The organism is Bradyrhizobium sp. UFLA05-108 (assembly GCF_059803455.1).
Genome location: NZ_JBANAZ010000010.1, coordinates 45,229 through 71,762, shown reverse-complemented (window position 1 = coordinate 71,762; position 26,534 = coordinate 45,229). Strand labels below are relative to the sequence as shown.

Annotated in this window: 26 protein-coding genes, 1 tRNA gene and 2 pseudogenes; 17 read left to right on the top strand and 12 right to left on the bottom strand. The window is 59.1% G+C overall.

The window, feature by feature from the left end:
- Nucleotides 1–86: 86 nt before the first annotated feature.
- The 3 genes from SO140_RS10065 (at nucleotide 87) to SO140_RS10055 (ending at nucleotide 3,410) form a co-directional block, all read left to right on the top strand.
- Entirely contained in the window at nucleotides 87–2,102 is a 2,016-nt protein-coding gene (locus tag SO140_RS10065) for an acetyl-CoA carboxylase biotin carboxylase subunit (protein ID WP_449378085.1), read from the top strand.
- Between the two features lie 145 nt (nucleotides 2,103–2,247).
- Nucleotides 2,248–3,114 carry an isocitrate lyase/PEP mutase family protein gene (locus SO140_RS10060; RefSeq protein WP_449378086.1) on the top strand — a complete coding sequence of 289 codons (867 nt, stop codon included), beginning with the start codon at nucleotides 2,248–2,250 and terminating at the stop codon, nucleotides 3,112–3,114.
- Nucleotides 3,111–3,410 (top strand): acylphosphatase, encoded by a 300-nt coding sequence (locus SO140_RS10055; protein WP_449378087.1) that lies wholly within the window; start codon nucleotides 3,111–3,113, stop codon nucleotides 3,408–3,410. Before SO140_RS10060 ends, SO140_RS10055 begins: the two co-directional genes overlap by 4 nt.
- 2 nt (nucleotides 3,411–3,412) lie before the next feature.
- Here the strand turns inward: SO140_RS10055 and SO140_RS10050 are convergent, their stop codons facing one another.
- On the bottom strand, nucleotides 3,413–4,930 hold the full coding sequence (locus tag SO140_RS10050; protein ID WP_449378088.1) for a PAS domain-containing hybrid sensor histidine kinase/response regulator family protein: 1,518 nt from the start codon (nucleotides 4,928–4,930) through the stop codon (nucleotides 3,413–3,415).
- A 151-nt stretch (nucleotides 4,931–5,081) separates the two neighbouring features.
- Here SO140_RS10050 and SO140_RS10045 point away from each other — a divergent pair, with 151 nt between their 5' ends.
- A complete protein-coding gene (locus SO140_RS10045) occupies nucleotides 5,082–5,639 on the top strand; it encodes a GbsR/MarR family transcriptional regulator (protein WP_449378089.1) in 558 nt (185 codons plus the stop codon).
- A 1-nt stretch (nucleotide 5,640) separates the two neighbouring features.
- Nucleotides 5,641–5,862: pseudogene (locus SO140_RS10040) on the top strand (DUF1731 domain-containing protein); the annotation flags it as partial.
- 3 nt (nucleotides 5,863–5,865) lie between these two features.
- Here SO140_RS10040 and SO140_RS10035 read toward each other — a convergent pair.
- A complete protein-coding gene (locus tag SO140_RS10035) occupies nucleotides 5,866–6,717 on the bottom strand; it encodes a LysR family transcriptional regulator (protein WP_449378090.1) in 852 nt (283 codons plus the stop codon).
- A gap of 113 nt (nucleotides 6,718–6,830) precedes the next feature.
- Between SO140_RS10035 and SO140_RS10030 the strand changes: the two genes are divergently transcribed.
- The gene (locus SO140_RS10030) at nucleotides 6,831–7,259 is read left to right on the top strand and encodes a tautomerase family protein (protein ID WP_449378091.1); all 429 of its coding nucleotides are present in this window, start codon (nucleotides 6,831–6,833) and stop codon (nucleotides 7,257–7,259) included.
- Here the strand turns inward: SO140_RS10030 and lipB are convergent.
- Complete coding sequence (gene lipB / locus SO140_RS10025; RefSeq protein WP_449378092.1) at nucleotides 7,256–7,993, bottom strand: lipoyl(octanoyl) transferase LipB; 738 nt, start codon at nucleotides 7,991–7,993, stop codon at nucleotides 7,256–7,258. The two genes, SO140_RS10030 and lipB, sit on opposite strands and share 4 nt — an antisense overlap.
- 67 nt (nucleotides 7,994–8,060) lie before the next feature.
- Between lipB and SO140_RS10020 the strand changes: the two genes are divergently transcribed.
- Together SO140_RS10020 and SO140_RS10015 are read left to right on the top strand one after the other, a co-directional pair.
- Nucleotides 8,061–8,303 (top strand): FliM/FliN family flagellar motor switch protein, encoded by a 243-nt coding sequence (locus SO140_RS10020; protein WP_018647371.1) that lies wholly within the window; start codon nucleotides 8,061–8,063, stop codon nucleotides 8,301–8,303.
- A 135-nt stretch (nucleotides 8,304–8,438) separates the two neighbouring features.
- Nucleotides 8,439–8,523 (top strand) — tRNA-Leu (locus tag SO140_RS10015).
- Between the two features lie 26 nt (nucleotides 8,524–8,549).
- Here SO140_RS10015 and SO140_RS10010 read toward each other — a convergent pair.
- The 3 genes from SO140_RS10010 to SO140_RS10000 all read right to left on the bottom strand — a co-directional run bounded on the left by SO140_RS10010 (nucleotide 8,550) and on the right by SO140_RS10000 (nucleotide 11,255).
- A complete protein-coding gene (locus SO140_RS10010) occupies nucleotides 8,550–10,013 on the bottom strand; it encodes a tyrosine-type recombinase/integrase (RefSeq protein ID WP_498542599.1) in 1,464 nt (487 codons plus the stop codon).
- 120 nt (nucleotides 10,014–10,133) lie between these two features.
- Complete coding sequence (locus SO140_RS10005) at nucleotides 10,134–10,427, bottom strand: hypothetical protein (RefSeq protein WP_498542598.1); 294 nt, start codon at nucleotides 10,425–10,427, stop codon at nucleotides 10,134–10,136.
- A gap of 90 nt (nucleotides 10,428–10,517) precedes the next feature.
- A complete protein-coding gene (locus SO140_RS10000) occupies nucleotides 10,518–11,255 on the bottom strand; it encodes a hypothetical protein (protein ID WP_498542597.1) in 738 nt (245 codons plus the stop codon).
- 456 nt (nucleotides 11,256–11,711) lie between these two features.
- On the opposite strand from SO140_RS10000, the gene SO140_RS09995 reads away from it, so the two are divergent.
- The 4 genes from SO140_RS09995 to SO140_RS09980 all read left to right on the top strand — a co-directional run bounded on the left by SO140_RS09995 (nucleotide 11,712) and on the right by SO140_RS09980 (nucleotide 16,751).
- Entirely contained in the window at nucleotides 11,712–12,473 is a 762-nt protein-coding gene (locus SO140_RS09995) for a hypothetical protein (RefSeq protein WP_498542596.1), read from the top strand.
- A 129-nt stretch (nucleotides 12,474–12,602) separates the two neighbouring features.
- Nucleotides 12,603–13,403, top strand: coding sequence for a hypothetical protein (locus SO140_RS09990; protein ID WP_498542595.1), 801 nt, complete (start codon nucleotides 12,603–12,605; stop codon nucleotides 13,401–13,403).
- Nucleotides 13,404–13,694: 291 nt separating this feature from the next.
- Nucleotides 13,695–14,567, top strand: a complete 873-nt coding sequence (locus SO140_RS09985) for a hypothetical protein (RefSeq protein WP_498542594.1) — start codon at nucleotides 13,695–13,697, stop codon at nucleotides 14,565–14,567.
- A gap of 228 nt (nucleotides 14,568–14,795) precedes the next feature.
- Nucleotides 14,796–16,751 (top strand): ATP-dependent helicase, encoded by a 1,956-nt coding sequence (locus SO140_RS09980; protein WP_498542593.1) that lies wholly within the window; start codon nucleotides 14,796–14,798, stop codon nucleotides 16,749–16,751.
- A 517-nt stretch (nucleotides 16,752–17,268) separates the two neighbouring features.
- Here SO140_RS09980 and SO140_RS09975 read toward each other — a convergent pair.
- The 6 genes from SO140_RS09975 to SO140_RS09950 all read right to left on the bottom strand — a co-directional run bounded on the left by SO140_RS09975 (nucleotide 17,269) and on the right by SO140_RS09950 (nucleotide 21,471).
- Nucleotides 17,269–17,610, bottom strand: coding sequence for a hypothetical protein (locus tag SO140_RS09975; RefSeq protein WP_498542592.1), 342 nt, complete (start codon nucleotides 17,608–17,610; stop codon nucleotides 17,269–17,271).
- A gap of 145 nt (nucleotides 17,611–17,755) precedes the next feature.
- Entirely contained in the window at nucleotides 17,756–18,388 is a 633-nt protein-coding gene (locus SO140_RS09970; protein ID WP_498542591.1) for a DUF4339 domain-containing protein, read from the bottom strand.
- Nucleotides 18,389–18,428: 40 nt separating this feature from the next.
- Nucleotides 18,429–18,764, bottom strand: coding sequence for a DUF3768 domain-containing protein (locus SO140_RS09965; RefSeq protein ID WP_498542590.1), 336 nt, complete (start codon nucleotides 18,762–18,764; stop codon nucleotides 18,429–18,431).
- Nucleotides 18,765–18,884: 120 nt separating this feature from the next.
- The gene (locus SO140_RS09960; protein WP_498542589.1) at nucleotides 18,885–19,460 is read right to left on the bottom strand and encodes a hypothetical protein; all 576 of its coding nucleotides are present in this window, start codon (nucleotides 19,458–19,460) and stop codon (nucleotides 18,885–18,887) included.
- 223 nt (nucleotides 19,461–19,683) lie between these two features.
- The gene (locus SO140_RS09955; protein ID WP_498542588.1) at nucleotides 19,684–20,640 is read right to left on the bottom strand and encodes a hypothetical protein; all 957 of its coding nucleotides are present in this window, start codon (nucleotides 20,638–20,640) and stop codon (nucleotides 19,684–19,686) included.
- A 129-nt stretch (nucleotides 20,641–20,769) separates the two neighbouring features.
- A complete protein-coding gene (locus tag SO140_RS09950; protein ID WP_498542587.1) occupies nucleotides 20,770–21,471 on the bottom strand; it encodes a tyrosine-type recombinase/integrase in 702 nt (233 codons plus the stop codon).
- A 218-nt stretch (nucleotides 21,472–21,689) separates the two neighbouring features.
- Between SO140_RS09950 and SO140_RS09945 the strand changes: the two genes are divergently transcribed.
- From SO140_RS09945 to SO140_RS09925, 5 genes and pseudogenes are all read left to right on the top strand, one after another.
- Entirely contained in the window at nucleotides 21,690–22,949 is a 1,260-nt protein-coding gene (locus tag SO140_RS09945) for an ATP-dependent helicase (protein ID WP_498542586.1), read from the top strand.
- Nucleotides 22,831–23,654 (top strand): annotated as a pseudogene (locus SO140_RS09940) (3'-5' exonuclease). Before SO140_RS09945 ends, SO140_RS09940 begins: the two are co-directional and overlap by 119 nt.
- Before the next feature lie 402 nt (nucleotides 23,655–24,056).
- Entirely contained in the window at nucleotides 24,057–24,794 is a 738-nt protein-coding gene (locus tag SO140_RS09935) for a DUF5131 family protein (protein WP_498542585.1), read from the top strand.
- Nucleotides 24,795–25,134: 340 nt separating this feature from the next.
- Entirely contained in the window at nucleotides 25,135–25,578 is a 444-nt protein-coding gene (locus SO140_RS09930; protein WP_498542584.1) for a hypothetical protein, read from the top strand.
- Between the two features lie 146 nt (nucleotides 25,579–25,724).
- Nucleotides 25,725–26,489: a hypothetical protein gene (locus SO140_RS09925; RefSeq protein ID WP_498542583.1), complete on the top strand. Its 765-nt coding sequence runs from the start codon at nucleotides 25,725–25,727 to the stop codon at nucleotides 26,487–26,489.
- The last annotated feature ends 45 nt before the right edge of the window (nucleotides 26,490–26,534 follow it).

Here is a 26,534-nt window from a genome sequence, read left to right as displayed (position 1 = left end):
GTACCACGGACATGTCACGGCCCTGTCCCATCAGCCCGAACGGGTGAGGGAGGGGTCCCGCCCAAGGTCGAAGAACCAAGAAAAGCATGTTCAAACGCATCCTGATCGCCAATCGCGGCGAAATCGCCTGCCGGGTCATCAAGACTGCCCGCCGGATGGGAATTGAGACGGTCGCGGTCTATTCCGAGGCCGACCGTGATGCCCTGCATGTCGAGATGGCCGACGAGGCGGTCCTGATCGGGCCGCCGGCCGCGGCCGAGAGTTATCTGGTGATCGAGAGGATCGTGGAGGCCTGTCGCAAGACGGGCGCGCAGGCTGTGCATCCCGGCTACGGCTTCCTGTCCGAGCGCGAGGCATTTCCGCGTGCGCTGGAGGCAGCCGGTATCGTGTTCATTGGCCCGAACCCGGGCGCGATCGCGGCGATGGGCGACAAGATCGAGTCCAAGAAGGCGGCTGCCAAGGCAAAAGTCTCGACCGTGCCCGGCTATCTCGGCGTCATCGAAGACGACAAGCATGCGGTGCGCATTGCCGACGAGATCGGCTATCCCGTGATGATCAAGGCGTCCGCCGGCGGTGGCGGCAAGGGCATGCGCATTGCGCACTCGAAGAGCGAGGTCGCCGAAGGCTTCAATCTGGCGAAAGCCGAAGCCAAGGCCTCGTTCGGCGACGACCGCGTCTTCGTCGAAAAATTTATCGTCGATCCCCGCCACATCGAGATCCAGGTGCTGGGCGACAAGCACGGCAACGTGATCTATCTCGGCGAGCGCGAATGCTCGATCCAGCGTCGCAACCAGAAGGTCATCGAGGAGGCACCGTCGCCGCTGCTCGATGAGACCACACGCCGCAAGATGGGCGAGCAGGCGGTCGCGCTGGCGAAGGCGGTGAATTATGATTCCGCCGGCACGGTCGAATTCGTCGCGGGCCAGGACAAGAGCTTCTATTTCCTCGAGATGAACACCCGCCTCCAGGTCGAGCATCCCGTGACTGAGCTCGTCACCGGCATCGATCTCGTCGAGCAGATGATCCGGGTCGCTGCCGGCGAGAAGCTCGCCATCGCGCAGAAGGACGTCGCGCTGACCGGCTGGGCGGTGGAGTCGCGTCTTTACGCCGAAGATCCTTTCCGCAACTTCCTGCCCTCGATCGGCCGCCTCGTGAAATACCGCCCGCCGGCGGAGCTAAGCAAGGACGGCATCACCGTGCGCAACGACACCGGCGTGCAGGAGGGCGGCGAGATCTCAATTCACTACGATCCGATGATCGCCAAGCTCGTCACCCACGCGCCCTCGCGCGCCGCAGCGATCGAGGCGCAGGCGACTGCGCTCGACGCGTTCTATGTCGACGGCATCCGCCACAACATTCCGTTCCTCTCCGCGCTGATGAACCATCCGCGCTGGCGCGAAGGACGGCTCTCGACCGGCTTCATCGCCGAGGAGTTTCCGAAGGGTTTCTCGGCGCGCGTGCCTGAAGGCGACATAGCGCGGCGGATCGCCGCCGTCGGCGCCGCCATCGATCACGTGCTCGGCGAGCGCAAGCGCCAGATTTCCGGCCAGCTCGGCGGCCGCATCGTGCAGCGCGAGCGCCGCCGCGCCGTCTGGCTCGACCGCGAGGAGATCGCACTCGAGATCGCGCGCGAAGGCGAGGCGATCGCGGTGCGTTTCCTCGATGCCGAGGGCAAGGCGGGCAATGGCCATCTGCTGGAATCGCCGTGGAAGCCGGGCGAGCCAGTCTGGCAGGGCACCATCGACGGCCATTTCATCGCCGTGCAGGTGCGCCCCATTCCGAATGGCGTTCGGCTCGCCCATCAGGGCGTCGAGGTGCCGGTCTATGTCTGGACAGAGACGGAAGCGTCTTCGGCGCGGCTGATGCCGGTGACGACGGCCTCCGACACGGGCAAGAAGCTGCTCTGTCCGATGCCCGGGCTCGTCGTCTCAATCGCAGTCGCCGAAGGGCAGGAGGTCAAGGCCGGAGAGACGCTTGCGGTCGTTGAAGCCATGAAGATGCAGAACGTGCTGCGCGCCGAGCGCGACGGCACGGTGAAGAAGATTCACGCCAGCGCTGGCGCCACCCTCGCGGTGGACGCGCTGATCCTGGAGTTTGCGTGACCGCCAACGCCACGGCGGTAGACCCTCACCCTGAGGAGCGCGCTCTTCGTGCGCCTCTCGAAGGGCGAGGCCAAGAGCCGGGCCTTCATCCTTCGAGACGCGCGTTCCGCGCTCCTCAGGATGAGGAACTGGCAGCGAGGAAACCATGGCCTTCCGCCAACGCCGCGAAAAACTGCGATCGATCCTCACCGGGCAGGGCTGCATCCGTCCCGGCTCGGTCTATGACGCGATCTCGATCCGGCTCGCCGAGGATCTCGGCTTCGAGATGGGCATGTTCGGCGGCTCGGTGGCCTCGCTCGCCGTGCTCGGCGATCCCGACATCGCACTGATCACCCTCACCGAACTTGCCGAGCAGATGCGGCGGATGTCGCGGGCTTCCGCGCTGCCGGTGCTGGTCGATGCCGATCACGGCTATGGCAACGCGCTCAATGTTCGTCGCACGGTGCAAGAGCTCGAGGCCGCCGGCTGCGCCGGCCTCACCATCGAGGACACACTGTTGCCGCAGGCGTTTGGCGAAGCAAAGACACAGCTCATCTCGCTGGAAGAGGGCGTCGGCAAGATGAAGGCGGCGCTCGGTGGCCGCAGCGATCCCTCGCTGGTCATCATGGGCCGCACGGGTGCCGCCGCAGTCACCTCGATCGAGGACACCATCAGGCGCGCGCAGGCCTATGAGGCCACCGGCGTCGATGCCTTGTTCTTCACCGGCATCGAGTCGCGCGCCGAGCTCGAGGCGATCGCAGCCGCCACGCGTCTGCCGATCGTGCTGGGCGGCGCGCCGGACGAACTGAACGCGCTCGACTATCTAGTCGGCCAGCGTGTGCGCGTCGCGCTGCAAGGCCACGCACCGATCGTTGCGGCAGCGCAGGCCGTCCACGCCACGCTGAAGGCGCTACGCGAGGGCACGCCGCCGAAAAACCTCAAAGGCCTCGCATCGTCGGAGCTGACGGGCCGCATCATGCGCGAGGATGATGTGAAAGCGCGCAGTGCCGATTTCCTCGGGTCGAAGAGATGAGCCGGGCCATCCTCCAGGTCATGATCCGCGGCCGCGTGCAAGGCGTCGGCTATCGCGCCTGGGTCGAATACCAGGCGAGCGCGAGCGGACTGGAAGGTTGGGTGCGCAACCGGCGCGACGGCAGCGTGGAGGCGCTGTTTGCGGGAGCGCCGACCCGCGTCGCCGAAATGGTCGCCTTGTGCCGGCATGGTCCGCCGTCCTCGCGCGTCGATAACGTCACCAGCGAAACAGCAGATGAGGACGATTTGAATCTGCGGCGGGCAGGGGAAGCGTTTTCGGTGTTGCCGACGATGTAGGTTCACCGCGGCAGCTTGGCGATGGCGTCGCTGAGCTCATGGATCTCGTAGGGCTTGCGCAGGATCGGGAAATCACCGCGCACGTCGGAGGCCGCGTCGCTGTAGCCGGTCGCGAGCAGGATCGGCAGGCCGGGGCGGAGCTGACGCAGGCGGTGGGCGAGGGTGAGCCCGTCCATCTTGCCGGGCATCACGATGTCGGAGAACACGAAGTCGACGCCGTCGAGTTCAATCTCGCGCAGTGCCTCCTCGGCATCCGAGACGCGACGCACCTGATAGCCGAGCTGCTCCAGAAGCCCGATGCTGACCAGCGCGACGTCCGGATTGTCCTCGACCAAAAGCACGGTGCCGCTGCCGCGCGAGGGCGCGGTGGCGGCTTCGCGTTGTGGTTCGCTCGTCTCGCGCGGCAGGAAAATGGTGAATGTCGTGCCCTTGCCGAGTTCGCTGGTCACCTTCACAGTGCCGCCCGCCTGATGGGCAAAGCCGTGCACCTGGGACAAGCCGAGCCCGGTGCCCTTGCCGACCGGCTTGGTCGTGAAGAACGGCTCGAAGATCTTGTCGAGCACGTCGGAGGGGATGCCGAGGCCGGTGTCGGCAACGCTGATGGCCACGAACTCGCCGGCGTGAAGCGGCTCGGACAGCACCGCATTGCGGGCGCCGATCGTCACGGTGCCGCCGTCAGGCATCGCGTCGCGCGCATTGATCACGAGATTGAGCAATCCGGTCTCGAGTTCGGAGACGTCGGCCTTGATCGGCCAGACGCTCCGATCGATGTCGAAGGCGAGCCGCACGGTGCTGCCGAGACCGGCATGGAGCACCTCGCGGATCGCCTCGATCCGCTCGTCGAAACGGATTGCCTGGGGATTGACGCTCTGCCGCCGGGCGAAGGTCAGGAGCTGGGCAGTTAGGGCGGCGCCGCGCTTGGTGGCCGTGTCGATCGCGGAAATCGCACGCTCGAGCTTGGCGTCGGGCTCGGCGCTCCGCTTGAGAACGTGAAGGCTGCCGCTGATGATCATCAAGAGGTTGTTGAAGTCGTGCGCGACGCCGCCAGTGAGCTGGCCGAGCGCGTCGAACTTCTGGGACTCCGCGAGCTGCTTCTGCATCGCCTCGAGCTTGAGCTGGGCGTTGCGGCGTTCGGTGATGTCGCGGGTGATCTTGGCAAAGCCGATGAGCTCGCCGTTCTCGTAGATCGGATCGATCACGACGCTCGCCCAGAAGAAGGTGCCGTCCTTGCGGACGCGCCAGCCTTCCTCCTCGTAGCGGCCCTGTTCCCGCGCGATTTTGAGCGCACGGGCGGGCTTGCCGCTGGCGCGATCGATTTCGGTATAGAAGCGCGAAAAATGCTGGCCGACGATTTCCTCGGGCGAATAGCCCTTGATGCGCTGGCCGCCGATGTTCCAGCTGGTGATGACGCCGGTGGGATCGAGCATATAAAGGGCGTAGTCCGCAACCCCCTCAACCAACAGCCTGAAACTGCGCTCGCTATCGAACAAGTCTCGCTGTTGTCTGAACTTTTGCGCCATTCTGGACCCCGCCTCGACCGGAACAAACGCCGCGGGCCGGTCATTGTTCCGCGCGCCTGAACCCTTTTTAGGCAAATGTCGGGAACAGTATGCAAGCCAGAGGCCTCAAGGATAACTTGACAGGAAATCGATATCGTCAGATATTTCTGTTATGACAGAAATAACAGGTAAGAAGAAATTGCCTGCCACGGTCGAGCGCTTCATCCTGCACTGGGGCGACATGGGAGACGAGTGGGGCGTCAACCGCTCCGTCAGCCAGATCCATGGGTTGCTCTATCTCGCGGAAGTGCCGATGACGGCGGAGGACATCGCCGAGACGCTCGGCATGGCGCGCTCCAACGTCTCCAACTCGATCAAGGAGCTCCTGGCCTGGAATTTGATCCGCCGTGTGCCGATCCTCGGCGACCGCCGCGATCATTTCGAGGCGGAGACCGACATCTGGGAGGTGGCGGCGCGGATCGCGGCGCGACGCAAGGAGCGGGAGATCGATCCTGCAGTCGCGGCCCTGCGGGCCTGCGTGACGGATGCCGCCGATGATCCCGCGATCAGCCCGGTCGCAGCCAAGCGGCTGAAGGAGATGCTCGCCTTCACCGAGCTCGCCGACCACTGGTTCATGCAGATGCTGAAAGTACCGCGCCCGCGGCTGATCGCGCTGATGAAGCTCGGCGAGAAGATCGCCAATCTGCTGCCGCTGGGTAAAGCCAAATAGCGTAATCCCCGTCACCAACGCAAAGTTCACCGACGAGCTTGCCCGCCGCCTGCATCGGCCTGCGGTGTTTCGCATTCCGGCAAGCCTGCTCCGCCGGATCGGTGGCGGTGTTGCCGACGAGCTCCTGCTCGGTGGCCAGCGTGTGCTGCCGAACAAGGCGCTGAGCCGCGGTTTTGTGTTCCGGCACGAGACGTTGCGCAGTGCATTCGAGGCGATTTTGTGAGGCTTAGGTCGCGGCACTGCGAAAGGTCGCTGCCACCGTACGCAGTGCGGCGAGCTTGGCGGGGTCGCTGACCTTCGAGTGCAGCATCAGCTTTGATGCCGCCAGCTTGGGCAGCTTGTGTGCCGGCCCGATATCGGCCAGCCCAGGCGGCGCGATCCGCCGCGCCAGCGGTGCGACGGCGAGGCCTGCGAGGACCGCGGCAACCACTGCGGTGACGCCACCGCCGACAAAGCGTTCGCGCCAGGCGAGGCCGGCCTTGTCGAGCGCGCGCACGGCGACGGCGCGGACGCCACATGGCGGGGCGAGCGTTGCGAGCGGCAGAGGCTCTCCCTTCGGCACGGTAAAGCCTCTTGACGCAAACCAACCGAACTCGTCCTCGGCAAGCTTCTCGCCGCCGCGCCGGCTACCTTCCTGGCGCACGATCACCGCATCGATCTCGCCTTTGTCGTAGGCATCAAGCATCTCCCGCGAGAAGCCGATGGTGACTGCGAGGGTGAGGTTTGAGGTCATCGCGTGCAGGCGTTCGAGCAGTGGTACGAGCTCGGGTCCTGCGGCATGATCGGAAATGCCGAGCGACAGGGACTGTGGGGCCGATGCCCCGTCCGACAGCGCACGGTCATGCGCCGTCACCAGTGCGCGGGCGCGATCGAGAAAACCTGCGCCGTGGGCCGTCAGCCTGACCGCGCGTGGTGAGCGCTCGACGAGGCGTTTTCCAAGCAGCGTTTCGAGTCGCTGCAGCTTGAGGCTCACAGCGGCCTGCGTTGTCCCGAGCGCCTCAGCCGCGCGCGTAAAGCTCTGGAGGTCGGCGATCAGCAGGAAGGCCTGCACCGTGGCGATGTCGAGTGTGGCTGTCATTATAGAACGTTATCATTGATATCAGTATAAATAAGATACCAAAATGATGGGGCGAGGTCTAGTTTTCCCTGGACGCGCGCGGCAGCCAGCGCGCCTTTCAAGGAGAACCAATCATGCCTCTGATCACCGTGTCGTATTCGACCTCCCGCCAGTCGTCGTCGCTCAAGGCCGACATCGCCAGCACCGTGTCCGAGCTCACCGCAGAGATCCTGCATAAGGATCCCAAGGTCACCGCGATCATCGTGAAATCGGTCGACGCGAGCGACTGGTTCGCCGGCGGCAGGTCGCTCGCCGAGCAGAAGCTTGCCAGCTATTGGATCGATATCCACGTCTCCGAGGGCACCAACACCAAGGACGAGAAGGCCGCCTATCTCGCCGCCATGTTCAGGCGCATGGCCGAGCTTCTCGGACCTCTGCACCACGAGACCTATCTGCATGTCGACGAGGTGAGGGGCGATGCCTACGGCTTCGGCGGCCTCACCCAGGAACGCCGCTATATCGCCGGCAAGCTCGAAGTCGCGCCGGAGCGCGCGGCAGCTTAAGCCGCGGCCTCCGGGAGCAGGGCCTTGGTGGGCCCGAACAGCTCCTCAAAGGCCTGCCGGAGCGCGATGTCGACATCGGCCATCGTCACGAGGTGGCCGAGGTCGACCAGCGAGGTCACGCCGTAGCGGGGATCGGCGACGCCGCAAGGCACGATTCCCGAGAAGTGCGACAGGTCCGGCTCGACATTGATGGCGATGCCGTGGAACGACACCCAGCGCTTCAGCCGCACGCCGATCGCGGCGATCTTGTCCTCATGACCGGGCCCCTTGTCCGGCCGCTTCACCCAGACACCGACCCGGTCCTCGCGCCGCTCGCCGCGGACGTTGAAGGCGTCGAGCGTGCGCAAGATCCATTCCTCCAGGCTCGCGACATAGGCCCGCACGTCCGGCCGGCGGCGCTTGAGGTCAAGCATCACATAGGCGACCCTCTGGCCGGGCCCGTGATAGGTCAGTTGCCCGCCCCGCCCCGTGGCGAAGGTGGGAAAGCGCGGATCGAGCAGGTCGGAGGCCTTGGCGGAGGTGCCGGAGGTATAAAGCGGGGGATGCTCGAGCAGCCAGACGAGTTCCGACGCCTCGCCCGCCGCAATGGCCGTGACGCGCGCCTCCATGGCTGCGACGGCTTCGGGATAAGGCACGGGGGCGTCCGAAATCCGCCACGCCACGGGCGGGCCCGAGAAGGCGGAAAACGGGGTCAAATCGAGGTCTTCGCGGTCGTTTTCGGGCTTATTAACCATTGGCTAACCATAACGTGGTGATCATCGCAGGTGCAAATGCAGAGTCTCCAGTTGCGGCGGTGCTGACGTGCCCACTCTCGATAAAGTCACCGTGGATCTCATGGTCGTCCTCGGGACGACCACCATGCCGATCCATCAGGTATTACGTCTTTCCCGCGGCGCCATCATCGAACTGGACGCAACCGAGGCCGACGAGGTCAAGGTTTTGGCCAATAATCTGCCCGTCGCCAGCGGCGTCGTGCTGGTCGACCGCAACCGGATCGCGGTCGAGGTCAAGCAGATGCTGCCTCGCTCGCCCGGGACACGGTAACGGCGCGGGCAGGGGCGAAACTTTCCTCAGAAGCTTGTGGAATTTGCGGCCTCAGCAGGCTTGTACCCCCCTGATGGATTTGTTAGATCGGCGCCGGTTGATCCGGCCGGCGCGAGCCCAAGCCGGCTTCTTAAAGCGCTCGTGGCGGAACTGGTAGACGCGCTGCCTTGAGGTGGCAGTGGGTAACACCGTGGGGGTTCGAGTCCCTCCGAGCGCACCATAAACCCACATTTGACCTTGATAACGTTAGGCTTTTTTCCGGAAGTTACCCGGGAATGTTACCACATCGTTCTTGGTCTGGGTTCCCGTGCTGTTCTCGGCGATGAATCCGCCCAAGTCGTTCAAGGCGTGTTGGCTCTGATCGAACGCGACAACCTTGTCCATGCCGGTCAAGCCAAGCTTCTCCCGATTCGCCTGGGCAATGTAGTGCGCCGGCATTTTTGGGTCGGTCCAACCGAACATGGCCATCATCTGGCTCTCAGTGCAGTCGGCGTACGCCGCCACTTCGGCGCGTGCCTTGCGGACACCGTGGCAGCTCTTCTTCGGCTCGTTGACGCCGGCCAAGATGGCGTACTTCTTGAACTTCGCCGCCCAGGCCTTCTTATTCATGGTGACCACGTGGCCGCGCACCCGCTTGCCGGTAAAGACATCGTCGCCAACGATGCCCGCCGCGCGAGCCGCCCGTAGGCTCTCTGCAAACGCCGGGTGCACCGGGACGGTCACCGTCGTATTGCCTTTGCTCTTCTCGGTCGCGATCTGAACCGCCATCTGGCGGACGACCTGCCGCAGGTGAGGCGGTCCAAACCGGTGGGCGTCCCCGAGCCTCAGGAACGTGAACGCCAAGATGTCCAGCATCAGCCGTGCCTCGGTGCCGAGCGGCCATTTTTGGCGATAGAGCACCATGTCTTCGTCGGTCCAGGGAACGAAACCGCCGCTCTCCCGCGACGCCTTTGCTTTTCCTGACCGCAGGCCAATGGTCGGGTCGTCGTCCTCGTCCAGATGGCCCTCATCGACCATCCACCGGATCATGCCCCGCAGTGCCGACAGCAGATTACCGGCTTGAGAGGGAGTACGGGCTTTCATTTCGGCCTTGATGACCTTCCGCGTCAAAACCGCGAAAGGTTTATCGCCGTTGTCAGGCAACAGGCTCTCGATCAGGCCAGTGCGCTGCTGCCGTGTCGACGCTGACAGGCCTTCATGCCCGACGCTGAGATCGCCGAGCCAATGATCGCTTTGACGATAGCCACTCCAATACCAACGCAGCGTACCGGGTTGTGCTGGCGTTGAGGAGACAGCAGGGCGGTCTTCGTTGCGCTGCTTTTGAGCGTTGCGAAAATCGCCTGGGTTGCCGAAGAGAGCGATCTGACTCTCAATGGCTGCATCAACCTCCGTCGCGAATTCGGGCGTGCCAAATTCTGCCCTGATCCGGATCTTCGGAAGCTTGTTCCGGAGCTGGACGTAATAGCGAACCTGACCGCGCTGGCTAACGTCGACATACAGATAGCGACGCTCTGGTTGCTCAGGCCGTTGGAGTGCTTTGACGCGCCGCATGCGTATCACGCCCCCAAGCGCGACGACGCCAGCCTCGTAGGCTGCGTCAAATGCTGGCGTTCCGTACACTTCGCGTATCCCGATACGACGACCCCTACGGCTAATTTTGACGTACCACCGCAAGGACCCGCATTCTGAATAATTGAAGTACAGGTACATCCGGCGATCTCCCGCTGCGCGGGGATCGCACCTCTCGCCCTCAAGCATCCGGTTCCTCCACGAACCAATGCTTGGAGTCTAAGAATCGGCCGGATCTGCATCAACGGAAAAAGGTGCATTTCAACGGGTTTCGGTGGCCTTGATGTGGTTCTGCAGCGCCTTTGACGGGATCCATTCTGGGTCTAGCGGCCCAGGCTTGGTTCGATATCCCACAGCTCCCCGTGCGAGAACGATCCGGATGACGCCATCGTTCTCGACAACGACTTCGTTTGCGCCGGCCTCTTTGGCCGCCCGAAGCACTCGTGCGATATCTGCTTGTGTGACCTTGGCCGGACGGCGCGGCATGAAGATTCCGTTTGGTTGAATATCACGCCGAAACGAAATCAAGCTTGACCCGAGTTTGAACCCAGGCATCTGGCTCCGCGAACGGCAAAACGGATTGAACAACCTGTCAGTATTGCCAGCAACGTCTTGCCAACTTTGCCACGCGAGAATTTGGCAAGATTAACGCTTCGACCGCTTCGGGCTATTGCCGGCTGGCTTCCGGCGGCTTGCAAACTCGTCTTCCTGCAGAACCGCCCGGATCACTTTTCTACCAATACCTGGTACCAGCTCGCCGATACGCTGTTCCGCTTGCACAATATTGGGCTGTTCACTCTGATAGAGTTCTCTCGCCCTTTGACGAATGAGCTCCATAGCCCGCTCGGTGGTGACGCCAAGTCTATCTGACGGGGCCTGCCTATTTGTCCGAACAGGCCAGAGCTCAATTACCCGGTCCCGAAGTAAAAGAAGCTGGCGCAGCCGCTTATTGGCTAAGCAATCGTCGACAAACCCTCCAAAAGCAAGGGGAGTAACGTCCTTTACCGCGTAGCTCTTTGAAGGGACGATTTCGGCGTACCGCCAAAATGGTCCAAAAGAGGGCGGTAAGTCCAGAGCAAATATCGTGTTGTCATGGTAGGACTTGCCAGTAGGCCATGTGTCTTGCGCCCACCTAATCGGAATCTCGCCGTCGTGTAACGCCCATCTGATCTGCGTGAGTGCTTCGTCGTGAGGAGTCGGCGCAGGGAAGAGATCAGAGGACATGAATTCGCAGTGGGTTGCACCGTCCTTCTTTTCGGTGGTCGTTCTGCTCGCAGTAGTTGCGCGTAACAGAATCCCCTCAGCTGACATGACGTGCGAAACTGTCTCGGCCAAGGTGAGCCATGCTGCTTTGTCGCGCTCGAGCTTTCGTTGATATGCCACTGTAACTCCGATAGGCGCAGGAAACCATCAATCCGATCAGCGGTTTGAACAAGCTTGGCTAACTAGCGACTTTAACATAAGTCCGCGCGGCGCCAAAGCAGCCGATTGATGATCGTAACGGCGGCCTATTTGGGTGTATTGGCCTCTTGAGCCCACGGCGGCCTTGCCGAAATTTCCTTCTGCAAATTTGGCAAGACCTTGCCGGCAAATTTCGCCCGTTCGACTGTCTCGGTGCATCGATTGGGAGAGAGAAATGCAGATGTACAGAATATCCGAAAATCAAGCAGAAACAGAAATTATACGCTCACTCAATGTGCCGGTAGTCCCGGCAGCTCAAGGTCGCGAAACGGAGCCCCGAGATTTCGGAGCCGCAACGCTCAAAGCCGGTGAGGGTTGGACCGGTGCGCCTGGTTGGCGGTTCTTAGTCGTGATGGGCGTCAATGGAGGCGGCGTAAAGTGACTGGCTCTCTTGATAAGTTAAAGAAACTGAAGCGGCGATATAAGGTTGCCAAGATGGGATATCGCGCGTCGCAGTATGAAATTTTGGCTGGAGTAATGGCTGAGGTCGTGAGACTTAGGGCGGATGAGGAAGAACTCGAAGCGTTCATCCGTACCGCGGAGGTCGAAAGGCCTGCTGTCGAAACTGGGCGTAGAAGCTGGATTACGTTTGCGGCAGTATTATTCGTAATCCATGCTGAGAAGCTGGCCTGGAAAGCAGCGAGGGCTGTCGAGTTCCTCCACGACGTCAGGAAGATCCCCCTCGAGGAGCTGGCCGAAGAACTCCGCAAACAAGGAGGTATCGAAAAAATCGCCAAAATCGCAGCTGCTGAAGACCCGCGCCGAAAAAAGGCGGACGAGGAAGAGGAGGCGGATGAGGACGCCGATGAAGACGAAGGTCAGGTGGAGCAGGATGAAAACAACGGCGGCGAGGAAGGTGGAGATCCCGAGGCAGGTGAAGACGAGGATTCTGATGACGAGGACTCCGGCGACGAGGCCAAGCGGGCATCCCGAAGGCGTAAGAAGCCTCCACCGCAAAATGTCAGCGATGATGATGGTGCAGACTCAGAAATTGCGGTCAGCATGAGCCCGAAATTGCGTAGAGAATTCGACGCGATAAAAGTTGGCCGACGCGTAAAGTTAATAGGCATGCGGACTGACAAACCTGATTGGCTGAATGTTATGTTTGAGGTCAACAAGGTCACCTTGATCAAAGACTAGTTCGTCGGATCAGGCTCGGGCGGCATCAGGTGGCCCGAGCCAGCATGTGTTTCTGAGCTCGGCTTTCTCTTAAAGAGATGACGACGCTATTCGCCGGGGCGGGGAGTGATGTTGCGCTTATGGATTCAGATGGCACGTTCCCCAGCTTCAACGCGTGACGAGATCGGGACGAGGCTGGCTCAAGGTCCAGAGACCGCCGATCTTGCGCGGCGCTTCCGTCGCTGCCAAACCGGCACTTGCGGCAAGTGCGGGGACATCTGTCCGATCCGAGCGGCCCGTTCGTTTCGAAACAACCAGACCGCAATTCGGCAACTGCTGCGCGTTGACGGAGCGCCGGTCCACCGGCTTCAGTTCAGCCTAACTTCGTGGTCGAAGGAGCGGGGGCAACTTGCCGATACGAATATCGCAACCATTCGCAAAACTTTGAGGCGAGCGCTCGACCGGCTGCGCGAGCCTTCAACCCGCGCGGTCGGGATGGTCGACGCGACGTGGGGTGGAGCCCGCTGGCATGTTGCTGCACAGTTGATCATTTGCACGCCATCGGAAATTGAGGTTTTGCCCGCGTTTGATCGCGCCAAGGACAGTATCGCCCTAGAACTTGAACTGGCGTCCAGCCTCGGCGAGGACTGCCTTTCGATGTTTCGCGAAGCCTATTCGGCCGAGTGCATCGGAGCGGCAGCGACCGGCCATCTTACCCATCACCCCAATCGACTGCGTCGAGAATACTACCGCTGGCTATCAGGGGTCCGGCCGGGCGGACGCATCTTTCGGTACGGATGTGACGGCAGTTTTAGGCCACTAGACAAAAGGCTGCACTGGAAACCGACGACAAAGAAAGCGCGGCCATGGCCGCGCTGGCTTGTTCCCTACCAGTACGGGAGTCATCCCGACCGGTGTGATTGCCGAATCTGCGAGGGTGGGCGTCATTGAGCGCAGACAAACATTTTGAGTGGAATTAATGGCTCGCGCCGGTATCGCATGGCGCTGTCCACCCACCTACATTCGACGCGCTAGGAGCGCAGAAGCATTTTGAGGTGCGCCGACCATTCCTACAGAAGTTGGGTTGTCGTGCTGTCGCGCTATATATGTAAGAACAGACCTGCCGATTATAGGACCTATTCTATGGCTCAACCTGGATAGTTGGCGGCTCAAACCGGAACATCTCGATTTTGCCACCGGTCTGTAAATCGCTCTCGTAGTCGTAACGAGAGTGAACGGAACATGTCGTTATTCAAAGCGTCGGAAATTGAAGAGTGGTGCCGATCTGCCGATCAGCAATTGAAGGAAGCATTCGATAGCGCGCACAATCGTCGGACTGTAACTCAGATGGATCGGCGTCTGCTGACGTGCTCAGCCGCTGATCGCATGCTGGCGGTGAATTCGCACTCTCGAATTGCGCTAGGTCGATACCTCTGTGAGGAAATTGCCAATCGACTATGCGTAAATGGTGATTGGGAGCACGACCAGCGGATATTTCTCGCTACCTTCATCCTTAAGGGGGCGCTTGCTTCGGTCAATGAGCGAGGCATTGATCTTTCTAGAATGAAGCACCGTCTGCAGGCCGATTTGCGTGGGCTCTCCTACCTCGGAGCTTTCGAACCCGGTTATTACGCGAGCTTACCTGCGAGTGACAGCGGATGCGGCAATCAAGCAATCTGTTGGCATGCACACACGCTTGTGTGGGGCTCGTCAGATGAGCAGATCGCACGTTTGATTAAGGAGCTCAAGAGACGCGGAAACTACGCACCTGTCGTCGAAGAATTCGAGCCAATTCACGCAAAGCAAGTCGCGAACGGGGAGCTGCCGGAAGTCGCCGCTTATCTTCTGAAGCCACCAAGTCACGCGTACCGGGTGACGCGATACGCCTGGGTCGATCCTGATGGCGAGGTGCGGCTGAAGTCTGATGGTGCGTCGCGGTTCTACGTGAGGCAGCGCGCTTCCAATCTACGGAAAGGTGAACGAATCGAGGTGTTCCAGGCGATGAAGCACCTTGGTCTTAATGGGCTGCTTGTTGCTGGTGGCGAGGGAAGTGCTCTGCGCGCACAGGCGCTTCAAAAAGTGGCGAAGGAATTAGACATGCGAGGAAGGCGCTAACCAGCATCGGCGGTGAGCCAGCGACGTGATCGCGCGATATAACGTTTCAGCTTGTCCACGTAGGTGCGTCTTGAAAGCTGCATCTCCGGATCTCGCCACAGCACTTTGCAGTACGACGTTTTGGCTTGCCACACACAGCGAGCGGACGGCTCAGTATTCATCCGATCCACCCCTGTAAATCAGCTTGACAAGCCCAGCAGAGGAGCGCCGTGTGCGGCGCATATTAGTATGAGTAAAGACGACCTGGACCTTCTCACTTCAGAACAAACGGACGTGGTGCTGCACGGTTGCGGTGGAGGCACGATCTTGCCTACTGAGCCGCTGCTTGTATTGGCGGGCGCTGGAACGGGCAAGACTAGAACGCTTGCTGCGTTTGCAGCGCATCGTATGCGGCTTGGAGTCGAACCAAGCCGCATTTTGGTGCTGGCCTTCAACCTAACAGCGGCGCAGGAAATAGACGAGCGCATTCGCAAGATGTGTGGGCTCAGCACTGGCAACGAGAAAAAATGGGCCCCTCGGTGCGGCACGTTCCATGCCGTCGGTCTCCGCTTTATCAAGCGCTACAGATCCCATCTCGGACTGAGGAAGAACGTTACGATTAAAGACCGGAGCGATAGCGCACGACTGATGGAACGCGTGCTTACACGAGCGAACGGCAGCGACATAAAGGGATTTCCAGACGCCGAAGAGTGCCTAAACATCTATTCGCTTCGGGCAAACAGGTTAACGTCCCTGAAGGCTCTCGCAGGTCCATTCTGCAAATATGCGGTGTTCGAGCAGGAGCTGAAAGAAGCGTTCAGAGCCTATGACCAGGCAAAACGAGCCAACAATGTTCTGGACTACGACGACCTTCTAACGCTCTGGCACCGGCTCCTACGAGATAAGAGCGTTGGCGAGCGAATCCGGAACTGCTTCGATTTCGTTCTGGTTGACGAGTACCAGGATACAAGCCCTCTACAGGAGCGCATCTTAGACCACTTGAGACCGAAAGGGCACGGTCTGGTTCTGGTCGGAGACGATCACCAATGTATCTATGGATTTCATGGCGCAACGCCAACGCACATCCTCGACCGTGCGGCGAGGACGAAAGTGTTAAAGTTGACGCGCAGCCACAGATCAACGCAACCAGTTCTCGACGCATGCAATGCGGTCATAAGTCAATCGGACTCACGGACAGCCAAGACGCTTTGGTCAAAGGACGAGGCTGGACCGATGCCCACGATTTCAACCGTGCGGGACGAGTGGGCTGGAGCTCGGCATATTGCTGAAAGGATTATTCGGGCTTGCGAACGAGGGATTGGTTTGCGAGAGCAGGCTGTGTTGGTTAGAACTTCAGAAGAGATGCGGCCGTTAGAGGCCGAGCTGAAACGGCTGGAAATCCCGTATCGAAAGGCTGGCGGTGCACAGTTCTTTGATCACGCTGGCGTCAAAACCGTCTTGGCGATCATAGGCTGGCGTCAAAATCCGAGTGATGCAGTCTCGGGAATGTCGGCGTTGCAGGCTGTATTTGGTCTCGATTCCACCGCTGCTTTTCGGGCTGTCGAATCCTTCAAGGGGAGCCTGACTCGAAAGCGGCTCTTGGCTCGCCGTCCGCCAGCGGTGAGCCGGTCGTCGTGGGCAAGGTTCGCCGACCTCGTCGATAGTCTCGATGAAACGCCCTGGCAGCAGGAAGTAGCAACAGTCTGTCGTTGGCTTCGCGAACTTGGCTCCGGGGATGCCCTGAGTCAGAAAACGGCGCGCAAACTGAAGAAATTCGCCCTCCGATATCAAACCCGAAGCGATTTCCTGGCAGCCGCAAACTTGCGGCAAGTGGTTCCTGTTTCGCTCGCCGGGAGAAACCACCTTACCATCTCTACGATCCACTCTGCCAAAGGCCGGGAATGGACCGCCGTTTACATCATGAACGCGGTGGAGGGGTGCATCCCCCATTCGTTGGGCTGCAAGGAAGAAGAGCGCCGTCTCCTTTTTGTTGGCATGACGCGAGCAAAGCGCAATTTAGAGCTGATCTTGCCCAACAGGCTACGGATGGTTGGGAATGGCAGAATCGGACTGGGCCGGACATCCTTCGTATCGAAGCGCATGCTTCCGTTCTTCGAGCAAAGCTCAACAGGATCGCGGAAATCGCGAGACATCAGACCAACTATTCGTTCCAATCCCCTTCTGGCCGCCTCCGTTTTCGGTTGATGCCAACAGCCAGACAAGCGCACCCGGCGAGTCCGCCGCGAGAGCGGATAAACTTGGAGAAATTGACGGCGGTATGTCTTGCGAATGGACGTACTGTAAGGCTAGTACCCATCTACTCTTGTGCTTGAAATGCGCGCGCGGGAGGGTGGCTTCGATCAAGATGCGGATGGGGCTCATACTCTGACGCCGGGCAATATCAAGTTGGTCGGCGAGCGCGCGTGATGACCAGGTGCTAACACTGTTGGAGCAATTGGTCGCAATTAAGCTGCGGCGCATAGGAGGACATCCATCACGCCGTCACGCGACTTGCCAGAGCTTGGCGGCAGGGACCGTCTTGGGAGTAGGTATATCCAGGGCTCGTAGCCAGTACATCCTTTGGTGGTGATCCGCTCCAGGCACAATGGCCGAAACCGCAGGGTGGACCTCTCAACTAATATCTGTCTCAACATTAGCACTCGCTCGTAGCTGGTCCGGCGCTCCCAAGTCGCGTTTTCTTGCGTATTGGTGGTCAAAAGACTCAATGTGCGGTCTTCGAAATCGCAGCAGCTATTCTGGTTTCTTCATGAATTCTGGCAGTCTGCGCGGCTTCCAGAATCTGTCGGTAAAGACAGGATCCGATTCTCGGGATGAACAACTTGACCGTCTTCCCGGAGCCGAGCACGTACCCCAGCGGCAGTTTTCTAGCAAGCGCGCTCACCTCGGCGGGCTGTCGGATCAGGACGCGGCAGTCCATGTCCATAGCCGCCGAGACGATGCTGTCCTTTAAGATGTTGAAGCGGGCGCCCCGCGGACATCCATCAACGTCTAATCCGAGGACGTAGACTTGGTCTGCCGCCGATGGTTCTGCCTTCTGACCCATTTGGCTCTCTCAATGGATGGAATCATCATCTGGATTCATACGCCTTCTAAGGCAGGACGTACTGACCCGTTGGGGAGTGACGGCAGCAGCGGATACTTGAAAAGAGTGCCGGGCTGCAATTGCAGCCCGGCAACTGGCGAATGCGTTAACTTTCCATAGATGCGTAGATCAGGAAACCGATGACCATGCTGATGATCCAGGCCACCGCGTAATACGGCGGCTGCCTTAAGCGCTTCGCTCTTATGAACAGGTAGACTGGTGTAAGCAGGACGGCCGCAACGCGAGTTAGCCGAGAACCATAGCCTGCCTGCTTCAACTTGCGATCATCGAGCCAGCCGAGACAGGCATTGATAACCACAGGTATTTGATATGGTAGTCCCCTGGTCGGGTGATACGGAAATCCCAAGGCCAAGGAGCGAACGGCCGCCTCCTGGTTGCTCGCGCTAATGGCCCCCTCGATCACGCCGAATACAAAGGGTAGCAACGCCAGCGTCCAAGCGTACCCGCTCCCGATATATTGGGACGGTATCGCGGGAGGCTCCGCTGCTAAAAGCTCGGCGAGATCACTCTCCCGCAGGCTCTTCCATTCGGTCATGCCCTTTCGCCAGACTTGAGTTTCCGCCTCTATCTCTCGCTTGTCCAGCAATGCTTTGATGGCTACAGCCGTCAGCGGGCCATGCTGAGCTCCATTCACGACGTAGTACCATTGGGTCAAGTCGAGCTTGTTTGTTTCATCCGCGCCGGGAACCGGGGGTGGTGGACTGATTTCTTCGGTCATGTGGGGTCCTGTTCAGAAAACGTGATTGATGGGCTGTCGCTCAGTATTCGTCCGCCCGCATGATCGTGATCACCCGCTCCGTCACGGTCGGATCGGCAGGGTTCGGCGAATGGAATTTGAGGGACTTGTCAAAATAGTCGATCTTGAACAGCACGGAGATGCCTTCGAATTCAAAGACGCCGAAATCGTGCTCCTCGTGAGGATCGTTGGCGTGATGAAAGTCGTCGTATAAGGCAAGGGTGCGGACTAAGCGCTCGACCGCGTCGGGTCCCAGTTCAGCAATGCCCGGGGTGATCACTGCGCTGCCGCCAAGTAGGTGCTTCCGTAGTTCATCGTTGAGCGCACGCGTTTTCTCCGCGTCCGTTTGCAAGGACATGGTTGTTTCTCCAGTATGGTTGTTGGATGTTTGGCCTGGGGCGTGTCGGTTGCGGCCCGGCGATATCAGATCAGTAGGAGCTCGGGCCGTGGTCCGAGCTTCAAGGTTAATTTTGGAAGGTCACTCCGCACCGGGGTTTATCAGGGCCACTTGGGTAAGGTGTCGAACGTAGGTGCCCTGTTTCGGGTAGTCCCGCAGCCGCAGTGTTAGGACGCCATCTTCGCGCTTCAGAACAACGCACTCCCACCACCCATCTTCTGGGCCGTCCATCGCCAGCACGACAGAACCCACATCGACGCTGTCCCAGGTCTTAGGCAGTCCAGCGACGCGAACCTTTGGTTCGTCGGAGGGCGCCGTCGGTTCATCGGCTGACCCAGGGCTGGGATCTTGAATTTGACTGCCGTCACCCGGGGTGGTCAGGGCGGCATTCAGCTTATCGACGAGGTCACGCCGGACCGGCGGCACGAACGCCTTGCCGCTGGCGTAAAGCCGGCCCACCGGCAGTTTCATTGCGACCGCCTTGAATGCTGCTGACGCTGAATGAACGCACCTCAGATTCATGCTGCTCGCGGCACTCAAGACTTTGTCGTTGAGTTCGGCAAAGCGCGCGCCGCGCGGCTTGCCCTCCTCGTCGATGCCGAACACGAAGAGGTTGTCCGGAGCGACGGCTTGTTTCTTTTCGTGCGGTTTTCCCATGTTTGCCCTCCTTAAAAGCAAAAGGGGCCCGAAAGGGCCCCGTTTTCTGCAGGTCTGATGATGTGAGTTGAGCCTTGAGGTGGCGGCCCGTTGTCTGTACGATAGCAAGTAGTCATGGAAGTATCTCCAAGTTTCCAACAAGTACAAAGTCTAGTAAGACTTTGCCTTCTCAGTATAGCCGAATCGGCTGGCTGTTGAAACGAATATTTTTGCTTAGCTGCCGCTATAAATTGTTGATTTTGCTTATATTTTTCGGCTGCTTTAGCGGCTTTCGGCCGCATTTCTGGTACAGATAGCAATAGCCGATCTCGCAGGCGTGTCGGTCGTCAATTCTGTTGCCGTTGCAAAGGTTCAAACCGTCGCCTGCGCAGAAGCGCCAAATGGCGTTCTGAACGAACCTTGCGAAGGATTTCGGAAAAACAGGATTTAGAGAGCGCGCGTCGATGCGGCTAGCCACGGTCCTTATGATCTCAGCGCATCCGCCCGGACCATAGCAAGCAGCGCCGTAGGCGTGAGGGATACCGCAGGTCCCAAGGATCCCTGTTCGAACTAAATGGGCGTGAACTAGAGTGTCCACGGCTATCATTGCTTTGCCCGTTTCAAACCAAATAGGCCGAACTTTGCGGGCGCCAATCAGCAGCGTTGAAAGCGTCATCATTAGGATCTTGTCAGACACGCCGTAGACGTGTCGAAGGGGGCCGACCAAAGCTTCCTGACGCGCGGCCTCGATGGTGGTGCCGGGCGCGGCTCTTGCGGCCTCCAGTTGGCGGTCGATCCATCCGACCAGATCGTTGTTTGTAAGGTCACGGATAAAGAAAAAGAGAGAGTAGGCTGAGGCGTTCAAGCGGCCGTTCCTCAGCCTAGGACGAGGCAGGGGGCAAGCATCGATATGATCTGGCTCCGAACAAGTGACGCTTGTTTTGTCGTACTGACAACCGTCGAAATGCCAGTAGCTGCGAAGCTTCGGACAGGAGGGCCGTTTCCTGAGGCTTGCTTTCATGTCGCACCAGGACGCTGAACCGTGCTTCTCAATGTAGTCGCGAGCGACCCGATCAGAGATGCCCTGAAAACTGAAAGTCATCAGAAGCCAGTCTACGATTGAACCCGTATCACCCTGCGCTACCGCCCGGTCTAAACCTGCTCGCTCGAACTCCTCATCGATCTCGTCGAGAAACGACATTGATCCTGCAACCGCGCAGACGGTCCGGATCAAGCCTTCCGCACGGAGGAGCCGATCAGAGTGTCTTTCGATAGACTTTGACATCTTGATGCACGACTTTCTCAACGTTCGCAGTGAGAGCCCCTTCCGCTATATCATTGCGATCAACTTGCGCTGGGTGTCGCTATCGCCATCAATGTAGCGCTGCGTGGTCTGAATTGACCGGTGGCCGGCCAGCAGTTGGACGTCCCGCAGCGAGCCGCCCGCCTTGTGAACTGCTCGTGCCGCTCTCGTAATGAAGGTTCGACGGCCGGAATGCGACGAGCATCCTTCGAACCCGAGCTGCTTGTAGGCGCGGTTGAACCAGACGACGATGGTCATTGGCGTCATTGCGCCGCCGCGCTCGGACCGGACTACGGGACCGCGCCCATTGCAAAGTTGCCGCGCCTTGTCCAGTGCCTGTCGAAGATCCGCATGAATCGGAATCGTTCGCCCGCTGCGCTTCTTTGCAATCTGATCTTGCAGCGCCAGCGTGCCGCCGACCGCGCCGCTTGGATCCAGGACCATGTCCCAGCTCAACTTTGCAATCTCGGCCGCGCGAAGGCCAGCCTTGACTGAGAGCAAAACGATCAAACGGTTGCGGAGTGGATGTCGAGAGCGCTCGGCGAAAAACAACAGGTCGTCGATATGATCAGTCGAAAGAGTCTTGGCTTGTCTGCCAGGCATTTCACTCAAACCAGTTTCTGAGAACAAATATAGAACATTTGGTTGAGCGCGCAACAGAAACTTTGCATCGATACGCGCCTGACGCTGCGTGCGACCCGCCAGATCCTGGACCTCAACGTGCACCATACCTGCTTGCTCTGAGGCTTGCTCGGCAGCCTGCTTGTTGTGTTGCTCTGCGTGTATCGAAACCTTGTACCCGCATCCATAGCCAGTTCGGCGGCGTCACTGAACTCGTGGTTGAGAGGTGTCGCACGTTGGGCTGGTTTTCTTCACCCGCCTATCAAGCTTTGCGAGAAAACGAACCTGTAAAGGGTCGGCAGTCGAATATTTCGCAAGGAAAGATCATGACTCTCGACCATCTGAAGCACATGAACAAGACGCAGCGCGCCGCTGTGGTGCATGGATACAAGTCCGACCCAGCAAAGCCTGCTCGGCCGCTGCTGATCATCGCCGGAGCAGGAACCGGCAAAACAGAGACGCTGTCGAACCGGGTTGTTCATTTTCTGGCAAGCGGAGTGAGCCCCGACAACATCTTGTTGCTCACGTTCACGCGAAAGGCGGCGCAGGAAATGACCCGCCGCGCGATTGCCACGGCTGGCCGTGTCTTGGGCACGAATGTCGGTGATATCCCGTACTCAGGTACATTCCACGCTGTCGGTGCGCGGCTTGTCAGAGAATTTGCCGAGCAACTCGGCTTGTCCCCCAATTTCACGATCAAGGACCGAGGCGACAGCGCCGACCTGCTCGACATGGTTAGGCACAAGCTCGGTTTCTCGACCCTGGACGTAAATTTTCCAGACAAGAACCAATGTCTCGAAATTTTTTCGTACAAAATCAATGCGTGCATGCCTCTGAAGGAGGTCCTGAAATCGAAGTATCCGACGAAGAAGTGGACCATGCAGCTTCGGCAACTTTTCGCTGGGTACCGGGCAGCGAAACGCAAGCAGAACGTCTTCGATTACGACGACCTGCTGGTTTACTGGGTGAAGATGCTGAACCAGCCCGATATAGCCGACCAGTTACGAACTCGTTTCAGCCATGTGCTGGTGGACGAATACCAAGACACCAACCGGCTTCAGGCCAAGGTCCTCTTCGGCCTCAAACCTGATGGCCGAGGCGTCACCGTTGTCGGCGACGATGCCCAAGCGATCTATTCGTTCAGGGCGGCCACAGTCGAGAACATTCTAGATTTTCCGCAGGTGCTGCCGAAGGTCCGGGTTATCAACCTCGAACAGAACTACCGTTCGACAAACCAGATCCTCAATGCGTGCAATGCGGTCATCAACCTTTCGACGCGTGCATATGCCAAGAATCTCTGGTCCGACCGGCCGAATTTGGGCAAGCCAAGGCTTGCCGTTGTCGAGAACGACACAGCACAAGCCGCTTATATCGCCAACCAGATTCTCGGTGCAAAGGAGGAGGGCATGTCCATTTCGTGCCCAAGCTGTCTTGATGCGGTCGTCTCACCACAGCCAGAAGCTCGAAATCGAGCTGACGAAGCGCAACATACCGTTCGAGAAGTGGGGTGGTGTCAAGTTTCTCGAAGCCGCGCACATCAAGGATGTGCTCAGCCTGTTACGTTGGCTGGAAAATCCGCGAGATGAGGTGGCCGCAATGAGAGCCCTGAAGCTACTGCCGGGCATCGGCCCGGGCGCGGCCATGCAGGTGATAGAGCGGCTAGAAGGCCGGATGGGGCGGCTGGTGCTCAGAGATGCCGACCGGCCCCGTAGTTGCGGTGATCATTGGGGGCAGTTCGTTCGGCTGATTAGGCGTCTGCAGAAACGGCCGTGGAAGGTCAGCCTGCCGGAGGTGGTGAAATGGTATTTGCCGCTGATGAAGCACGACAATCCCGAGCTTCGTGCGGCAGACCTTGGCCAGCTCTGCATAGTCGCGAGTACCTATAGCTCGCGTGAGCAGTTTCTCGTGGAGGTTACCTTGGAGCCGCCAGAAGGTGCCGTCGGCCCGAACAAGCCGGGCCGGTCGGATGATGATTGCCTAGTCCTCTCGACGATTCACTCTGCCAAAGGCCAGGAGTGGGATCACGTTTACCTCTTGAACGCGGTGGATGGTTGCATTCCCTCGTCGAAACAGCAGAGGTCGAGGAAGAGCGGCGTCTCCTATATGTCGCGATGAGCAGGGCAAAGAACCGCCTATCGTTGGTGGTACCGCAGCGGGTCTTTTCGTGGCGGCAGAACTCCAGCGTCGTCGATCTGTTCACGCGGCGTAGCCAATTCATCCCGCGGTCGGCCGAGAAGCTGTTCTTCGTCCGTGCGGCTTCTGGCAGACCACAGACCAGACGAGCATCGTGATCTGAACAGAGCTGGAGCGACTGGCGTGCCGCGGCCGGAGTCCGCGGGGCGCTGGATCGGCTTTGGGTGCGCTGTCGCCGACGATCTTAAGTGATCGCACGGAACGAGGCGATAGCGATTGGAAAACACCCTGCCGCCACGCGCCGTCGCAACTGACCTTCTGATCAATTATCAACTGAGACGAATCCCGGTGTGCAGAGCGTGCAGCACGGTGTGCACCGACAGGTTACCCGCTATCGCGTCAGCGCTTTCGGTTGAGGTGCAGGCAATCGCGGATCCATGCATGGCGGCACAGGCGAAATGTCATCGTGTGGCTTCGGAAGTCGAACTTGTAAACGATGACCGAAGCGCCCTGCTTCACTTCTCAAAAGAGAAGAAACCTCTGCCGAACGAGTTCATGCCATGGCAAACAACACAACAATCGAATGGACGGATACCACTTGGAATCCGGTAACGGGTTGCACGAAGATTAGCGCGGGCTGCGATAATTGCTACGCAGAGCGCTTTTCGGAACGCTTTCGGGGGACGCCCGGGCATGCGTTCGAACGCGGCTTTGACTTGATGCTCCGGCCTGAGCGCGTCGATCAGCCTCTCTACTGGCGCAAGCCCAGGATGGTCTTCGTCAATTCGATGAGCGACCTTTTTCACAAGGAAATTCCTGAAGCGTACATTTCGCGCGTTTGCGACACCATGGAGCAAGCGAAATGGCACACGTTTCAGGTTCTTACTAAGCGGTCATCCTTGATGCGTAATTTTCTGAAGCGGCGATACGGGGAGGGGTGCGGGCCGACCCATATTTGGTTTGGGGTCTCTGTTGAGGACGGCGGCAAGCGAAGTCGCATTCGCCACTTGCAGGAGGCTCCGGCCGGAGTGCGGTTCCTCTCAATCGAACCGCTCGTCGGCCGAATTGGCAAGCTCGACCTCACGGGCATCGATTGGGTAATTGTCGGAGGGGAGAGTGGGCCTCGGGCGCGTCCTATGAACGCTGATTGGGTTCGGGAGGTCCGGGACCAATGCGTCGACAGCTCGGTCGCGTTCTTCTTTAAGCAATGGGGCGGCTTCAGGCCAAAATCGGGTGGGCGCGACCTCGACGGCGCAGCGTGGAGCCAATTCCCGATTGTGAGATCTGCAATCCAGTGAGGGCGCATAAACTGGTGCAGCACTGATACGGTGGCGCGCTTCGCTCGCCGTTTGCGATAGCGATAGTGACCGCGGGCTGTCGTCCGCGGTCACGTGCTGACTGATTAAGAGACTGCTCATCAGTCTCGGCGGGGGGCCGCAGCAATGAGGGCGGTATTCGGGGCCATGACCGCGACTGATAAGGAAAACGGTGACTGATAAGGTAATCAGAATTTCCTTATCAATGATCCGGCAACAGAGCCGTTGCCTTGCGAGGGCCGCTCAACCTGCGATCTGAGATGATCTTGTAAATGAGCCTCATGGTCGCCATCGCGGCCCAAATCCAAACATGAGGTTCACCATGAAGACAAGCAAGGCGACAGCTCGCAATACCGGACTTTTATCGAGAACTATCAATGAGGCGCTAGAAGCGCTCACAGAACACTGGATTTACGACGCGGTTCAATTGCTAAATGACTGCGCTGTTGGGCTGGAGCGAGCCACGCAACTGCTATCCCAGCTCCAAACACGGCCCGAATGGCTCGCTGGTAACGAACAGAAGGTCATGAAGGAAATTTCTCAGCTTGTCTTGTTCATCAAGGATTGGGAAGCGTTGGCGCATGAGCGCCTCACCGACGCGCTGGTGTGCCTGGATGAGGTAGAATTTCGCCTGGAAGCGCTCTTGAAGGCTAGCAGCATGCCAGCCCGCGACAAGAAGAAGATCCGCGGCCGTTGGTCAGAAGGAGATACTAATATGGAGCCGCCGATCGTCGATATCGCACGTCGTCATTGGAACAATGAGTAAATCAAACCAACGCTGCCCCTGACTAACTGTTAGGAAAATGAGAGAGCGTTCAAGCGGAGTGCGCTGGGGGCACGACGAATTCGATCTTGTAAATGATCCCGTGATCGCAATCCGCGGATCACAGGATCTCAAACAGGAGAGAACAAGTGAAATACATTTTGGTGGACTCATTCACGTTCGAAGTCGCTCGCGCCGTAGATAGAGATTTGTCGAAAAGGCTCGGCGACTTTTCTTTAGATGCAGATCGGCAACGACTAGTGACAGTACTATTCGTTCTGAAAGATGCCGGTTTGCTCAGCTACTATGGACACGGTCGCAAGACTTGGTTGTGCTTCGGTCCGCCAGATACTCTCTCGTGGCAGCTGGATGAAATCAGCGACTTGACGGGAGGTAAGGTTCAAGATGCGTCGAAGTATTTTGTTTCGTTCGCAATGCGGAAGTCGGAAATTTCGCGCTCGATGAGACTGTCCAAGCGATATCGTGCTGAGCTTGATCAGGAAGTGGTGGAGAGCAGTTGGAGGAAAGCCAGAGGGATAGTTAGCTTGATCGCTAAGAACCGTGCTTGTTTGACCGGTACCGAACTCGAAGATGGATTGATCATGGAGGATCTTACTCGTGCCACAGAGGAAGAAATATCTTACGTGTGGTTCTCTCTCGGCGACAAGGCAGACCGGAAGCCACTAATGATGGACCTCGATCATCTGTCGGTGAGTGACGGAGGGCGCTCAGTTCGATGGCCCATCACAGCGACCGTCCCGGTATCGCCAAATAGGCCAGCTTTTGTAAGCCTGATGGGATCTAGGCAGACTTCCGCTCGAAAATCCGCGATTGCGGTAATGCTCGAGCGGATAGCTGAAGAAAAGCCGCCCCGGCGTGGCGGGGATGTTACAGCAATCGGTTTATCCGGATAGAAGCAGCGAGTGCCATTTTTGAGCCTAGCAAACTAGGCTGTGTAC